Source organism: Micromonospora cynarisoli (assembly GCF_030518815.1).
GTDB classification, from domain to species: domain Bacteria; phylum Actinomycetota; class Actinomycetes; order Mycobacteriales; family Micromonosporaceae; genus Micromonospora; species Micromonospora wenchangensis.
Map to the genome: position 1 here is coordinate 2,252,465 of NZ_CP130426.1, position 15,236 is coordinate 2,267,700.

9 protein-coding genes and 3 pseudogenes are annotated in these 15,236 nt (G+C 71.8%); 1 reads left to right on the forward strand and 11 read right to left on the reverse strand.

Annotated features, from left to right (window positions below):
- The first annotated feature begins 660 nt into the window (after window positions 1-660).
- A complete protein-coding gene (locus tag Q2K16_RS09155) occupies window positions 661-1,893 on the forward strand; it encodes an IS110 family RNA-guided transposase (protein ID WP_368052491.1) in 1,233 nt (410 codons plus the stop codon).
- Here Q2K16_RS09155 and Q2K16_RS09160 read toward each other — a convergent pair.
- From Q2K16_RS09160 to Q2K16_RS09205, 11 genes and pseudogenes are all read right to left on the reverse strand, one after another.
- Window positions 1,882-2,718: an IS3 family transposase gene (locus Q2K16_RS09160; protein ID WP_302739767.1), complete on the reverse strand. Its 837-nt coding sequence runs from the start codon at window positions 2,716-2,718 to the stop codon at window positions 1,882-1,884. The two genes, Q2K16_RS09155 and Q2K16_RS09160, sit on opposite strands and share 12 nt — an antisense overlap.
- A gap of 76 nt (window positions 2,719-2,794) precedes the next feature.
- A pseudogene (locus tag Q2K16_RS32990) lies at window positions 2,795-3,007 on the reverse strand (transposase); the annotation flags it as partial.
- Between the two features lie 272 nt (window positions 3,008-3,279).
- Window positions 3,280-3,702: an SgcJ/EcaC family oxidoreductase gene (locus tag Q2K16_RS09165; protein ID WP_204958999.1), complete on the reverse strand. Its 423-nt coding sequence runs from the start codon at window positions 3,700-3,702 to the stop codon at window positions 3,280-3,282.
- Window positions 3,703-3,766: 64 nt separating this feature from the next.
- Entirely contained in the window at window positions 3,767-4,945 is a 1,179-nt protein-coding gene (locus Q2K16_RS09170) for an acyl-CoA dehydrogenase family protein (RefSeq protein WP_302746414.1), read from the reverse strand.
- Window positions 4,946-5,161: 216 nt separating this feature from the next.
- Complete coding sequence (locus Q2K16_RS09175; protein ID WP_204959000.1) at window positions 5,162-6,313, reverse strand: epoxide hydrolase family protein; 1,152 nt, start codon at window positions 6,311-6,313, stop codon at window positions 5,162-5,164.
- A gap of 398 nt (window positions 6,314-6,711) precedes the next feature.
- A pseudogene (locus Q2K16_RS09180) lies at window positions 6,712-8,010 on the reverse strand (FAD-dependent oxidoreductase); the annotation flags it as partial.
- Window positions 8,011-8,394: 384 nt separating this feature from the next.
- A pseudogene (locus Q2K16_RS09185) lies at window positions 8,395-9,372 on the reverse strand (FAD-dependent oxidoreductase); the annotation flags it as partial.
- 390 nt (window positions 9,373-9,762) lie between these two features.
- Window positions 9,763-11,397: a GMC family oxidoreductase gene (locus tag Q2K16_RS09190; RefSeq protein WP_302744730.1), complete on the reverse strand. Its 1,635-nt coding sequence runs from the start codon at window positions 11,395-11,397 to the stop codon at window positions 9,763-9,765.
- Between the two features lie 50 nt (window positions 11,398-11,447).
- Complete coding sequence (locus tag Q2K16_RS09195) at window positions 11,448-12,644, reverse strand: epoxide hydrolase family protein (protein ID WP_302746415.1); 1,197 nt, start codon at window positions 12,642-12,644, stop codon at window positions 11,448-11,450.
- A gap of 20 nt (window positions 12,645-12,664) precedes the next feature.
- The gene (locus Q2K16_RS09200; protein WP_302744731.1) at window positions 12,665-14,047 is read right to left on the reverse strand and encodes an aminotransferase family protein; all 1,383 of its coding nucleotides are present in this window, start codon (window positions 14,045-14,047) and stop codon (window positions 12,665-12,667) included.
- 449 nt (window positions 14,048-14,496) lie between these two features.
- Window positions 14,497-14,967, reverse strand: a complete 471-nt coding sequence (locus tag Q2K16_RS09205; protein ID WP_302744733.1) for a GyrI-like domain-containing protein — start codon at window positions 14,965-14,967, stop codon at window positions 14,497-14,499.
- Window positions 14,968-15,236 lie beyond the last annotated feature (269 nt).

Here is a 15,236-nt window from a genome sequence, read left to right on the forward strand (position 1 = left end):
CACGTGGGGCGGTTTCCGAAGCAGCGATATTCGTAGATTTTGAACCCTCGGCATAGCCGTCTGTGCCCTTGCGTCGAACCCGGTCTCACCTCGGCATTGGGTGGTCAATCCCGGCCCCACCCCAAGGCTGAGCGGGGTTCATCGATGGGGTTTCGGTAGCCGGATGGGCCGGGGCGTGGCCTGCTTCATTCGTTCGAGTGAAGTGACCCCTATTGGCCGGACACCTCGATGTGTGTCAGGGACTCTCGGTGGATCTTCTCGTAGGTGTCGGGGCTGACGTTACCCAGACGGCTGTGTCGGCGGCGAGGGTTGTAGAAGCCTTAATGGCAACCGAGGACGCCCGTACCAGCCGATGGCCGTCGAGTCGGGGAATCGAGAGCGGCGCCTCGTTGAGGATCGTGGCCGCTGCTGACGCCTGTAGAAGTGGCGGGGCGTTGACCCTGGGTATCGAGAGGGGCGCGTGGCGGTCACGGCGATCGACGGGGATGATCGTTTCGTGGTTCGCCGGCGGGCTGAGCCTTGGTCAGTCGCAGGCCTGGAGCCTTGCGCGAGTTCGGGCGCCGCCGGTGGCGAGGCGAACGGCTCGTGAGATGTCGTGCGGCAAGCACTGTCCATTAGGGCGTCGCGCCTCGCTGTGGTCCATGACAGGGAGGAGCAACGGTGGTAGCGGTGGCGTGTGGCATCGACTGGGCCCAGGATCACCATGATGTAGCTGTCGTCGGCGAGACGGGCGTCGTGGTGGCATCGGTCAGGATCAACGACGATGCTGCCGGCCTCAGTCAGGTCCTTGCGCTGCTGGCCGAGCATGATCCGACCGGCGGGAAACTGCCTGTAGCGATCGAGACGAGTCAGGGACTGCTGGTGGCTGGTCTCCGGGCCGCGGGTCGACAGGTGTTCGCGATCAATCCTTTGGCGGTGTCGCGGTATCGGGACCGGTATCGGGCCTCGCGCGGCAAGTCGGACGCGTTCGACGCGATGGTGCTGGCGAACATCCTGCGCACCGATGCGACCGCGCATCGGCCACTGCCCGCCGACAGTGAGTTGCTGCAGTCGCTGCGGGTTCTGACCCGGGCGCAGCAGGACGCCGCCTGGGACCAGGTCACGCTCACCAACCGGATCCGGACGCTGCTGCGGATGTTCTTCCCCGCCGCCCTGGCGGCGTTCGAGCGCGGCGGACGGCACCGGCTCGACTCGCCGGCCGCCCGGGTGATCCTCGCCGCAGCGCCGACGCCCGCGGCCGCGGCGGCGCTGGCTTCCACCGAGCTCGCGGCGTTGCTGCGCTGCGCTGGCCGCCAACGCGGCATCGCCGCCGAGGCGGACAAGCTGCACGGCATCCTCCGCGGCGAGCAGATGCGTCAACCAGCAGCCGTCGAGCAGGCCATGGGCCTGCATCTTCAAGGACTGGTGCGGCAACTCGACGCGGTCTGCCAGACGTTGCAGCAGCTGGAGCAGCGCATCGACGAGGTGTTCACCGCCCACCCCGACGCGAAGATCGTCACCAGCATCCCCGGTCTCGGCGTGCAGCTCGGCGCTCGGCTGTTGGCCGAGATCGGCGACGACCGCGGCCGCTTCGCCGACGCCCGCGCGTTACGTGCTTTCGCCGGTGCCGCGCCGGTGACCCGTTCCTCGGGCAAGAGCAGTTTCGTGCACGCTCGCCGCGCCAAGAATGACCGAATCGCCGCTACCGGATACGTGTGGGCGCTGGCCGCGGTCCGGCATGACTCCCAGTGGAACACCCGCTACCGATCCCGCCGTGCCGCCGGCGACAGGCACGTCGCCGCCCTGCGTCGGCTGTTCCACCTCATGCTCGGCAAGCTGCACCACTGCCTACGACACAACACCCTCTACGACTCCGGCAAGGCTTTCGCCGAACCCGCAACCTCAACTGCTTGACAGCCACCGTTGGTGAGATGTCTCGATGTAGGAGAAGACCTCCATCTCCAGTTCGTGACGGCTGGGCCAGGCGCGGGTGTAGACCAGTTCGGTTTTGAGGGTGGCGAAGAACGTCTCGGCCATGGCGTTGTCGTAGCAGTCGGCGACCGAGCCCATCGAGGCCAGGACGCCGCAGGAACGCAGGGTCCGGCCGAACTCGAACGACGTGTACTGGGTCCCGCGGTCTGAGTGGTGGATGACCTGGTCACGGGCAGGTCGGCGGTGTTGGATGGCCATGCCGACGGCGTCGAGGATCAACTCGGTGCGTAAGTGGTCGGCCATAGCCCAGCCGACGACGCGGCGGGAGTAGGCGTCGACCACGACGGCGAGGTAGAGGAAGCCTTCCCAGGTGCGCAGGTAGGAGATGTCGGCGACCCACAACCGGTTCGGGGCGGTGGCGGTGAACTGCCGCTGGACAAGGTCCGGTGCGGTCGCGGTCGACGCCGCTTTCCGGCGGGGCTTGCCGCGCCTCCGACGGTGGGCGCCTTCGATCCCGGCCAGGCGCATCAGCCTGGCCACCGCCTTGCGGTTCCACCGGTGCCCGCGCTCGTTCAGCTCGGCGGTGAGCCGGCGGGCGCCATAGACGCCGCGGTGTTCTGACCACGCCTGCCGGGTGACCTCGACACGTGCCAGGTCGTGGCGTTCCCGCTCAGCGGCGCGTTGCCGGCCGGCGCGCAGCCAGTCGTAGAAGGCGCTGTGGCCGACGCCAAGGAGCCGGCAGAGCAGACGGACCGGGTAGGTGGTCTTCTCCGCGTCGATGAACCGGTACACGTCGGTCCGGTTCACCGCTCCGTCTCGCGTGCGAAGAAGACCGCGGCTTTTTCAAGATTTCCTTCTCCAACTCCAGCTGCGCGACCTGCCGCCGCAACCGGATCAGTTCGGCCCGCTCGTCAGCGGCCAGGTCGCTGGGCCGACCGCCGTCGCGTTCCTGCCGCATCCGGTCGACCCAGTTCCGCAGCGTCTCGTGGTTGACGCCCAACTCCCGGCCCACGTCCCGGATCGTGCGACCGGAGTCGAGCACCAAGGCCGCGGCCTGGCGTCGGAACTCCTCGGGGTACTTGCTCTGTCGAACCACAGCGGTTTCCTCCTCCTCGGCAGGATGCCAAGTCAAGAGGTGTCCAGCCTCAAGGGGTCACTTCAGAGCGGGACGAGACGAGCCGCAGCCTGGTCGAGCAGGGAGTCCGGTCCAGGTAGCTGGTTGTCGAATGGAAGACGCGTGAGATGTCGGCGTCTCGAACCTCATGACAGACCGTGTTGTCCACGGCAGCCCCCGCCAATGAATGGTCTGCATGAACTGGATGTTCTGGCAGTCGGTGGCCGGGCGCGGGCGTCCGGCCACCGACTGCGTCAGTGCGCGGGGGTGTTCTGGTACGCCGCGAGCAGCCAACGACCGTCCCGCTTGGTGAGCAGCCAGGAGGCCCGGATCTGCTGATCCTCGGCGACGGTCTCCGCACCGGGCGCCAGCACACCGCCCTTGGTCAGCAGCAGGGCGGTGTCCGCACCGAGGAAGGTCAGGTGGAAGGGTTCACCGGTGACCTGAGTGCCCTGGTAGGGCCCGGCGAACGCGGTGGCCATGAAATCCCGGATCTCGTCGCGCCCGCTGCGGTAGAGGCCGGGCAGGATCATGGTGCCGTCCGGGGTGAACACGTCGGCGAAGGCGTCGGCGTCGTGCCGCTGCCAGGCAGCGACGATCTGGAGGGGGACGGCGGCGACGGCCGCCTGCTCCTCGGCGGTGGGCGCGACAGCGGCCGACGTGCGGGGCGGGGTCATTCGAGTGCTCCTTCTGCGATGGCGGGCGGGCCACCCGGGCAGGCGGCCCGACGGTCCGGGTGGGTCAGAGGTAGAGCGTGTTGGGGGCGAGCCCGGCCAGCACCCGCCCGTGCAGCTCGGCGTTGGTGTCCGGGTTCATCAGCGCGTGCAGGCCGACCGCCTGCACGTCGTGCAGGATTCGCCGCATCGGCACCGAGCTGTAGATGGAGGATCCACCGGAGGCGGCGGCCAGGATCTCCACCGACTCCCGGGCCCGGCGGCCGGCCGCGCCGAGGTCGGCTCGGGCCCGGGTCCGCTCCAGCAGGCTCCAGTCGCTGCCGTCGACCGCCTTGGCGTCGACCAGGTCGGCCAGCCGCAGGGCGTGGAACTCCGCCTCGTCGGCGCGCATGGTGGCATCGGCCAGTTGCAGGTGGGTCAACGGGGCCTCGCCCTGGCTGGCGTAGTCGGTGTAGGTGATCTTCCGGTCCGGCAACCGCTCCAGGAAGGTCTCCTGGGCTGCTCGGGCCAGGCCGAGCACGGTGCCCACCGACGAGGCCGACGCCACCGGTAGCAGCGGCGGCCGGTAGATGGCCGAGTCGGCGTTGTGGTGGGACGCGGACTGGCCCTGCAGGACGGCACCGAGGGGCAGCACCCGCGCGGCGGGGACGAAGAGCTCCTCCGCGACGGTGCTGACGCTGCCGGTGCCCCGCAGGCCGGAGGTGTGCCAGTCGTCGACCACGTGCAGGTCCGCCATCGGCACCAGGGCCATGATCGGCATCGGTTCGTTGTCGCCGTCGACCAGCACGGCGATGATCTCCTGCCAGTGGCTGTGCAGGGCGCCGCTGATGAAACCCCACTTGCCGTTGACGACGATCCCACCGGCGGTGGGGGTGGCCATCGCGGTCGGGCTCAGCGTGCCGCAGATCCGCACGTCGGGGGTGGCGAAGACCTCGTCCTGCACCTCGTCGGGGAACTGGCAGGCCATCCAGGTGGGAATCCAGTACACCGAGGTGGTCCAGGAACTGGCGCCGTCGCCGCGCCCCAGCTCGGCGGCCACCTCCACCAGGGTCCGGGTGTCGGCCTCGTATCCGCGGTAGCGCAGCGGCGTCCGGAGCTTGAAGAAGCCGGCCGCGGCCAGCGCCTCGATCGTCTCGTCGGGCAGCCGCCGGTGCTGCTCGGCCCACTCCGCGTTGCGGCGCAGCACCGGCAACAGATCGGCTGCCCGCTGGACGAGTTGTTCCCGGGTGGGAACGGCGGTCTGCAACACGATGGTCTCCTCGGGGGATCGACCGGGACCGCAGCCGCGGCCCGGGTCGGAGCCGATGGGCACGGACGCCGGCGACGCCGGCGGTGGTCGGGGTGATCGGACGGGGCACCAGGGGGCGGGCGGTCACCGCGCCCCACCGACGATCGCAGCCGCCCCCACGGCGGCGCACCTTCGGGATTGCGGCGCCGGCGCGGGACCGACGGGTCGGCGCGGTCAGCCGACGACGCGGGCGAACGCCCGTACGGCGGCGGTGTAGAGGTCCGGCTCCTCCAGTGCCGCGAAGTGCCCGCCCCGGTCGAACTCCTTCCAGTGCACGATGGTCGGCAGGTCCCGGTCGGCCAGGCGGCGCAGCGGCAGGAAGATGTCCTGCGGGAAGACCGCCACCCCTATCGGCACCGTCACCGGGGCCGGTGCGACGCCGGCGGTCATGTCACGCAGCCCGGCGGCGTCCTCGTAGTACAGCGCGGCCGAGGTGCCGGCCGTGGCGGTCAGCCAGTAGATTGAGACCAGGGTCAGCAGCCGGTCCCGCGCCACGGCATCCTCGGGCACCTTGGCGGCGTCGGTCCATTCCTTGAACTTCTCCACGATCCAGGCGAGCTGCCCGACCGGGGAGTCGGTGAGCCCGTACGCGAGCGTCTGTGGCCTGGTCGCCTGCAACTTCATGTAGCCGGAGAGCTCGGCGTCGAAGCGCGCCATCCGGCCCAGCCGCTCCTGGTCGGAGGCGGTGAGGTCGACCAGCTCGGCCGGGTCGCCGGAGGGGAACGTCATGAGCATGTTGACGTGCACGCCGGCGACGTGTTCCGGGTCGACCCGGCCCAGCTCCATCGAGATGACGGCACCGGCGTCGCCGCCCTGGGCCAGGTAGCGGTCGTAGCCCAGCTGGCGCATCAGCTCCGCCCAGGCCCGGGCGATCCGGGCGGGCCGCCAGCCGGGGGCTGCGGGCCCGGAGAAACCGAAGCCGGGCAGGCTGGGAATGACCAGGTGGAAGGCATCGGCCGGATCGCCACCGTGCGAGCGGGGATCGGTCAGCGGGCCGATGACGTCCAGGAACTCGACGACCGAACCGGGCCAGCCGTGGGAAATGATCATGGGACGGGCGTCCGGCTCGGGCGAACGCACGTGCAGGAAGTGCACGGTCGCGCCGTCGATCTCGGTGACGAACTGCGGGTACCGGTTGAGGTGGGCCTCGGCGGCCCGCCAGTCGTACGTCGTACGCCAGTACTCGGCCAGCTCGCGCAGGTACCCCACCGGTACGCCGCGGTCCCACCCGTCGTCGGCGAGCGGGGCCGGCCAGCGGGTCTCGGCCAGCCGGTGCTGCAGGTCGTCGAGGTCGGCCTGGGGGATGTCGATTCGGTACGGTCGCATGGGCTGGCCCTTTCTGGGGTTGGCAGGTCGGACTCGACGCCGTCGCGCGGGCACCCGGTCCGGGGCCGCCCGACCGGCGGCGGGCAGCGCGGCGCACCCCGCCCGAGGTGGCGGCGGTCGGGGCGGGACCGATCAGCGGCTCCGCGCTCAGCGGCGCGTCGTGGCACGTCCCGACGCCGGCGGCCCGCCCACGATGCCGGGCCGCCGACGTGGACTCAGACGCCGTCGCGGCCGGGGGCCCTGCGCCGCGGCCGGCGGCCGGCGGCCGGCGTCGCCGGCGTCAGGTTTCCCGCAGTGGTGGCCGCCGAGGTCGGGGCGGGGGTCGCCGGGGTGGCGGGCGGGTCGGTCGGGGTGGCGGGCTGGGCCGGCGGGCGGGCCGCGCGCCGGTCGCGGGAGAGCCGCAGCACCCGGCGCACCATGCTCGGACGCATCAGCGCGGTCGGCGGTTCGATGAGACCGGCCACCCGCATGAACGCCGTGGTCACCGCCGCGTCCTTGGTGGCCGCGTACTGCACCCGGTTGAGGTAGGCGTTGCCCAGCCGGACCTTCGCCGGCCGGTCACCGGGCACCTCGGGGAAGTCGAGGTCGCCGCTGGTGGAGATCTGCCAGGGCGTGTCGACGACCCGCGCGATGTCACGCAGGAAGACCCGGGCGTCCGGCGGGGTACCGCGCAGCAGCAGCCGCCGCAGCGCCATCACCTCGATCGCCGCGACCGACATGCCCTGGCCGTAGACCGGGTTGAAGCTGCACACCGCGTCCCCGAGCACGAGCAGCCGTTCCGGGAACCGGGTCAACCGTTCGTAGTGGCGACGCACGCTGGCGGGGAAGGTGAAGCTCACCGGGTCGGTGAGCGGCTCGGCGTCGCGGATGCCGTCGTAGACGTCCGGCACCGGCAGCGAGCGGACGAAGTCGACGAAGCCGTCCGGGTCGGTCGGCGGCTGGTCACCCAGGATGCCGGTCAGCGACACGATACACTCGTCGGGGCCGACCTGCCCGAAGAACGCGCCCCGGGGGTGCGCGGGCGAGGCCACCGGGTTGATCGACTGCGCACCGTCGAACATCTCCGGCCGGCTGCGGTACATCCGGGTGGTGTACGTCAGGCCGATCTTCATCTTCTCCTCGACCGGCCGGTCGTAGCCCAGCTGTTGCAGCCAGACCGGAGTACGGGAGCCGCGCCCAGTGGCGTCCACCACGAGGTCCGCGTCGAGGATGCTCTCCTGACCCGATGTCACGTCCCGCAGCGAGACCCCGGTGACCCGGCTGTTGTCGGGAGCGGCGCGCAGCCCGGTCAGCTCGGTGAGCTGCCGGTAGGTGACGTTGGGCAGTGCCTCGACCCGGGTCCGCAGGTAGTCCTCCAGCACCGGGCGGGGCGAGGTGATCGAGAGCAGGCCGGTACGGGCCGGTTGGAGTCGACGGCCGTCGAAGAACCAGCGCATCTCCCCCATGTCACCCACCGGGAACCCCCGGGCCTGGAGGTCACCCCGCAGCCCGGGGAAGAGTTCGGCCAGGATCAGGTAGCCGCGACCGTGCAGGCCGTGGGCGTGCCCGGTGTGCGGGGCACCGCGCCGTGGCACGGCGACGCCGAGCACCTCGTCGCGCTCCACCACGACGACCTCGCGGTAGTGGTCGGCGAGGACCCGGGCCGCGAGGGTGCCCGCCATGCTGCCGCCGAGCACCACCGCACGCTGGCCGACCAGCGGACCGTCACCGGTCGCGGGCACCGCGTCGGCGTCGGCCTTGCGGGCGGTACGCAGCGCGCCGAGAACGAGACCGGGCTTCATGAGTGCCGTCGGCGGGTCGACCAGGCCGGCGACCCGGAAGAACGCGCTGGTGAACCGTCCGTCGCGCTGAGCCGCGGTGTGCAGGCGTCCCATGAACGCGCCCCCGAGCTTGTCCTTGACCGTGCGCGGCCCCTCGACGCCGGGAAAGGCCAGGTCGGCGCCGACCGACGTCTCCCAGGGGCCGTCGATGACGGGACGGATCGCCTTGAAGTACTCGATCGGTCGTACCTGGCCGGCGTCCAGGTGCTCGCCGAGGGCGGCGGCCTCCATCGCGGCCACCGTCATGCCCTGGCCGTAGACCGGGTTGAACGCGCAGACGCCGTCGCCGATGACCAGGAGCCCCTGCGGGAACCGGGCCAGCTTGTCGTAGCGGCGACGGACGCTGGCAGGGATCTTGAAACCGGCGATCTCGCCCAACGGTTCGGCGGTACGCACCGCCTGGTAGATCTCCGGCGCGTCCAGGCTCCGGGCGTACTCGAGGAAACCCTCCGGGTCCCGTGGGGGGTGGTCGCCGAGCATCCCGGTCAGCGAGAGCAGGGCGACGTTGTCCGGGAACCTGCCGAAGAACGCCCCCCGGGGGTTGGCCGGCGAGGCGACCGAGTTGATCGCCAGGTCGGTGCCGAACGGGTCGCTATCGAGCCGGAAGTAACGCGACACGTACGCCAGGTCGATCTTGACCTTCTCCTCCTCCGGCCGCTGGTATCCCAGCTCCGCCAACCAGAGCGGGGTACGGCTCCCGCGCCCGGTCGCGTCGACGACCAGGTCGGCGGTGAGCGGATCCGGTTGCGGCTGCCCCGGCTCACCGCTGAGCTGCACGCCGGTGACCCGGCTGCGGTCCGGGGTGGCGGTCAGGCCCTGCACGCTGGTGCGTTCGCGCAGCCGCACGTTGGGCAGGCCCAGGACCCGGGCCCGCACGTGCGCCTCCAGCGTCGGCCGGTTCGCGTTGACGCTGAGCAGGCCGGAGTAGGCCTGCTGCAACGGTCGCCCGTTGAAGTACCACCGCAGGTTCCCGGACAGGTCGCAGGTCTGCACCCCGTGCGCGGTCAGCTCGGCCTGCAGACCGGGTAGGAGCCCTTCGATCACCTCGTGTCCCCGGGCCAGCAACGCGTGGGCGTGATGGGCCTGCGGCACCCCCCGCCGGGCCTCGGTGACGTCGACGATCGCGTCTCGTTCGACCAGCACGACCTCGCCGTACCGGTCGGCCAGTACCCGAGCCGCGAGCAGCCCGGCCATTCCACCGCCGAGCACGACGGCTCGCGCGCCAAGGTGTTCACGCATCCGGGGTTACCTCCACTGTGCAACGGGAACTCCTGTCCGATCGGACAGGGCACCAACGACGTCACGGGCGAGAAACCGCTCGATCGGCGGGCCCGGCGTGTGTCTCCTATGGTCGGCAGCGGCTCCGGGCACCGCACCTCCTGTCGTGCGTTCCGCGCCGCAGCTCGACATCGCGGCGGTGGCCGTGCCGCCGACCTCCGGGGACGGGACGGGAGCCGACCCGGCCACCGGACAGAGCCGACCCGGCCACGGGCGGGCGGCTCCACCGGGACGGCCCACTCCACCGGGACGGCCCACTCCACCGGGACGGCCCACTACGCCGGGCGGGGCCGGAGCCGCGCACCCCGCGCGGGCCCGGGGTCGCTCCCCGCCGGGGGTGCGGACGCCGACCTACCGGACCCCGGCCGCCGTGGCCGGTTCCGACCCGACGCTGCGGCCCCGGATCAGGTCGGCCGCCCGCTCCGCGACGGCGACGGTCGGCGCGTTCGTGTTGCCCCGGGGGATGAGCGGCAGCACCGAGGCGTCCACCACCCGCAGGCCGTCGACCCCCCGCACCCGCAACTCCGGGTCGAGCACCGTACCGATCGCGCAGGTGCCCGCCGGATGGAAGATCGACTGCGTGGTCGCCCGGACGAAGGCGCGCAGGTCGGCGTCGGAGTCCGACGCCGGGTGGGTGAACCGCCCCTGGGTGTACGGGCGCAGGGCGGCCTGCCTGGCGATGGCCAGCGCGATCCGCAGCCCGGCCAGCATCACCCGGACGTCGTCGGGGTCGTCGTAGTAGCGGTGCCGGATCCTGGGCTTGGCGGTGGGGTCGTCGGAGGCCAGGCTGACCTCACCCCGGCTGGCCGGCCGCAGCACGCACGGCCCGAAGGAGATGCCGTGCCCGGGTGGCACGCCGAGCGCGCAGTCGACGAACGTCACCGGCAGCGCGTGGAACTGCACGTCCGGCGCGGCCAACCCGTCCCGGGTCCGGACGAAGCCGCCCACCTCGGGGACGTTCGAGCTGAGCGGCCCGGTGCCCTCCTGCTCGAACTGCCGCACGTACCGTTCCTCGTTGGCGCTGAGCAGGCTCACCGGCTGGTCGTGGGTGAACACCAGGTAGGTCGACGGGTGGTCCTGCAGGTTGCGCCCGACCTCGGGCTGGTCGACCAGCACCGGGATACCGAGGCCGGTGAGCTGGTCGGCCGGTCCGATACCGGAGAGCATCAGCAACTGCGGGGAGTTGTACGCCCCGGCCGCGACGATCACCTCCCGTGCGGCGCGCAGCTCGACCCGTCGGTCCAGTTGCTGGCAGAGCACCCCGGTGGCCACCCTGCGCTCCACCAGGACCCGGTGGACCTGCAGGTGGGTCCGCACGGTCAGGTTCGCCCGCCCGCGTACCGGATGCAGGTACGCCGCCGCGGAGCTGCACCGCCGGCCGTCACGCTGGTTGACCTGGTAGTAGCCGAAGCCGTCCTGCTCGGCGCCGTTGAAGTCGTCGTTGGCGGCGAAGCCCGCCTCGATCGCGGCCTGGACGAACGCGGTCGACATCGGGTTACGCGACCGGTTCTCCGACACCGGCAGCGGACCGCCGGCCCCGTGGTACGGCGACGCGCCGCGCTCGTTGTCCTCGCACCGCAGGAAGTACGGCAGCAGCTCCGGACCGGTCCAGCCCGGCTGGTTCCAGTCGTCGAAGTCGGTCCGGTGGCCCCGGATGTGCACCATGCCGTTCATCGCGCTGGTGCCACCGAGCACCCGGCCCCGCGGCAGGTAGAGCCGCCGGCCGTTGAGCTGCGGCTCGTCGTGGCTGTCGTAGTCCCAGTCGTACCGGGTGCGGCACAACTTGCCGCCCAAGGCCGGGACCCGGATGTTCTCCACGTCGTCGGTGGGGCCGGCCTCGACCAGGCAGACCGTGACGTCAGGATCCTCGGTGAGCCGCGCCGCGAGGACGCAACCCGCCGTACCGGCGCCGACGATGACGTAGTCGTAGGTCGCCCGATCGGGGCCGTCGGGCCCCGGTGAAGGCAGGCGCTCGTCGCCGTCCATCTCGTTTCCTTTCTGGCGGGACGTGCCGGTGGCCGGCGGGTGGGTGACCCTCAGCGCCGGCCGGCGGCGTCCGGGGTCCGAACGGTCGCCGGCCGGACCCGGCTGCCCCGACAGAACCGGCGGATGTCGGCCACCAGCAGGTCCGGCTGTTCCATCGCGGCGAAGTGACCGCCGCGGTCGTACTCGGTCCACTGCTGGATGTTCGGGAAGTCCCGGTCGGCGAAGCGGCGTACCGGCAGGAACATGTCACGCCCGAACGCCGCGACCGCCAACGGCACCGGGTTCGGGTACGGCCGGGCACCGACCACCGTGCAGGGCAGCAGCTCGACCACCTCCCGGTAGAGCTGGGCGGAGGAGCCCGCCGTCGCGGTGAACCAGTAGATGGTCACCGTGGTCAGCATCTGGTCACGGTCGACCGCGTCCTCGGGCACGTCGGTCGAGTCGGTCCACTCCCGGTACTTCTCGACGATCCAGGCCAGTTGCCCGACCGGCGAGTCGGTCAACGCGTACGCCAGGGTCTGCGGCCGGGTGGCCTGGACCGCCATGTAGCCGACGAGGTCGGCGTTGAACCGCGGCACCAGCGCCATCCGGGCCTGGTCCGCCTCGTCCAACTCGGCCACCTCACCCGGCTCGGACGGGCCGGTGAGCAGCATGTTGACGTGCACCCCCAGCACGTGCTCCGGGTCGACCTCACCGAGGTCGAGGGAGACTGCGGAGCCGAAGTCGCCGCCCTGCGCGACGTACCGGTCGTAGCCGAGGCGGCGCATCAGCTCGGCCCAGGCCCGCGCGATGCGCGTGATGTCCCAGCCGGTCCCGGGCAGCGGGGTGGAGAACCCGTACCCGGGCAGTGACGGAATGACCAGGTGGAAGGCGTCGGCCGGGTCGCCGCCGTGCGCGCAGGGATCGGTCAGCGGGCCGATCACCTGAAGGAACTCCGCCACCGAGCCGGGCCAGCCGTGCGTCAGCACCAGCGGCAGCGCGTCCGGCTCCGGCGAGCGTACGTGCAGGAAGTGCAGGGTCGCCCCGTCGATGGTTGTGGTGAACTGCGGGTACCGGTTGAGCCGGGCCTCGGCCGCCCGCCAGTCGAAGCCGGTACGCCAGTAGTCGGCCAGTTCCCGCAGGTACGCCCCCGGCACGCCGCGCGCCCACCCGCCCCCGTACGGCTCCGCCGGCCAGCGGGTGGCCGCGATCCGGCGGTGCAGGTCGTCGAGGCTCCGCTGGGGAATCTCGACGCGGAACGGGCGGATCGACTCGTCCGTCGGCGGGTTCACCGGGGCCGCCCGGCCAGCCCACCGTCCGCGTCGAGCCGGGAGACCACCTCGTACAGCGCCTCGGCGGCCCGGCCCACCTGCTCCTCGGCGATGACCAGGGGCGGGGCCATCACCAGGGTGTTGCCGTAGTCCCGGGCCACCATCCGGTGCGCCTCGCGGAGCTCGGTGGCGACCGCCCCGGCCAGCAGCGGCGCCCGGGTGTCCCGGTCGGTGACCAGTTCCACGCCGACGGTGGCGCCCGCCACCCGCACCTCACCGACCCGGGGCAGCCCGGACAGCGGGGCCAGGGCGGCCCGGAACCACTGGCCGACGGTGCCGGCGCGGGCCACCAGTTCCTCCTGTTCCAGCAGGTCCAGGTTGGCCAGCGCGATCGCGCACGCGGTGGGATGACCCGAGTAGGTGTGCCCGTGGAAGAGGTAGCTGCTGCCGCCGGCGACCGTCTCGCCGATCTCGTCCCGCAGCAGCACCGCGCCCAGCGGCGCGTACCCGCTGGTGAGTCCCTTCGCCACGACCACCAGGTCGGCCCCCATCCCCCGCGCCGCCGAGTCGAACCACGCGCCGGTACGGCCGAACGCGGTCACCACCTCGTCGGCGATCAGCAGGATGCCGTGCCGGGTCAGCAGTTCGCGTACCCGGGGCCAGTAGTCGTCCGGCGGGATGAGGATGCCGGCTCCGCCCATCACCGGCTCACCGATCATCGCCGCGATGTTGCCCGCGCCGATCCGGTCGATCGTCTCGGCGAGTTCCCGCAGCAGGAAGTCGGTGATCTCCGCCCCGCCGTACAGCTCGGCGGCCCGGTAGGGGTACGGCGGCGAGACCTTCTCCACGTGCGGCAGCCCCGGTCCGATGCCGGCGTGCATGCCCGGGATGCCGGTCGTGGTGCCGCTGCCGTACGTGCTGCCGTGGTAGGCGGCGTGTCGGGAGAGGATCCAGGTGCGGTCGGGCTCGCCCCGGTGGTGGTGGAAGAGCCGGGCGAACTTGATAGCGCTCTCCACCCCCTCGGAGCCGCCGTTGGTGAAGAACACCCGGTCCAGTCCGTCGGCCGAGCGCCGGACGAGGCGCTCGGCCAGCTCCAGCGACCGGTCGTTGGAGAAGATGTCGAAGCCGGTGAAGAACTCCAGCCTGCCGAGCTGCCGGGCCGCCGCGTCGGCCAACTCGCTGCGGCCGTGCCCCACCTGCGCCACCCAGTTGCCGCCACCCATGAGGTCGAGCAGTTCCGTGCCGTACGCGTCCCACACCGTGCAGCCGGATCCCCGCACGATGACGCAGCGTTCCCCGCGGGCCCCGCTCTGATGCGGGTGCAGGAGCACCCGGCGGTCCAGCTCCTCCAGGTCACCGGCGGACCGGGTCACCGCCGGGACATCGTTGACGATCGGCATAGAGCTCTCCTTCGGGACGGGGCAGCCATCGGCACGGGGGTTCGCCGAACGACGCGGCGCGGACCACCTGGGATGTCGCGGTACACCGCCGTCGGCCGGGGCGTGGGCGGAGTGCGCGTGCCGGCAGGTCCATCCTTGGCCGTGCCTCGCACCGGTCGCACCTCTCATGTTGCGGTGCCGGCGCGCGTGATCGGGGAGATGCCGCAGGGGACCGCGGCACGGGGCACACCACCGGTCCGTACCAACGGGGCCGCACCAACGACGGCCGCGCCGCGGGGGCCGCGCTACCGGGGGGCCGCACCGTGCGTCTACGAGGGAGAGGTCGTGTCCGGCGCGCCGAGACGCGCCGACGGTTCCTGCGCCGCGCGGCCGACGTCGTCAGCCGCGCGGCGGTTTCCGGGGCCGGACCGGTGGCGCCGGACCGGATCCGGCGCCACCGGTCCGGCCACCTACTTCACAACGAACGCGACGTCCATCACCGGGTCGTCCGGCCCGGCGGTGGTGAAGTCGGTGAAGTACACCTCGCGTGCCGCGTCCGCTTCGACCAGACCGTGCTGCTCCAGGTGGGCGGCCACCGCCGCGAACGCCTCGCCCACCTGCGGCGGCACCGACTGCGACTTCGTCACCCGCACGAAGACCTCGTGGTGCGCCGGCTCCCGGCGCACCAGCGCGGCCACCGGCCCCGCCGGCTCCTGATGAATCGGCACGCAGGTCTCCACCGTGATGTTCTCCGGGTCGAAATCCTCACCCCGGTAGATCGTGAACGTCGGGCCGGCCACCCCACCGTGCTGTTCGGCCAATTGCGTCAACCGGCCCATCGCCGCGCGCAGATGATCGGCCAGATCACCCTGGCGCACCTGCTCATGGCGTTCGCAGAGCACCACCTGATCCGCCACCTCACGCCGCTCAATCAGAAACATCCGAACCTCCGCTGCTGTGGTACGAGATCGCCGGCACATGCCTCACCAGGCCGTCGTCAAATCGACAATCATAGTCTAGGTTCAATTGCTTCGGATTCGGTGGAAGATCCGGTCGGAGCGCGCGTCAGGAAGCGCAATCACCGAGATGCCGGGTCGCCGAGCCGGTGCCACGATGCCTTCAGCGGGGCCGGCCCCGTCGTGCACCCGGCCCCCGCCGCGGCCCGTCCCACGCGTCGCGCGTCGTGACGCGAACCGCGCCCCGACCCCAC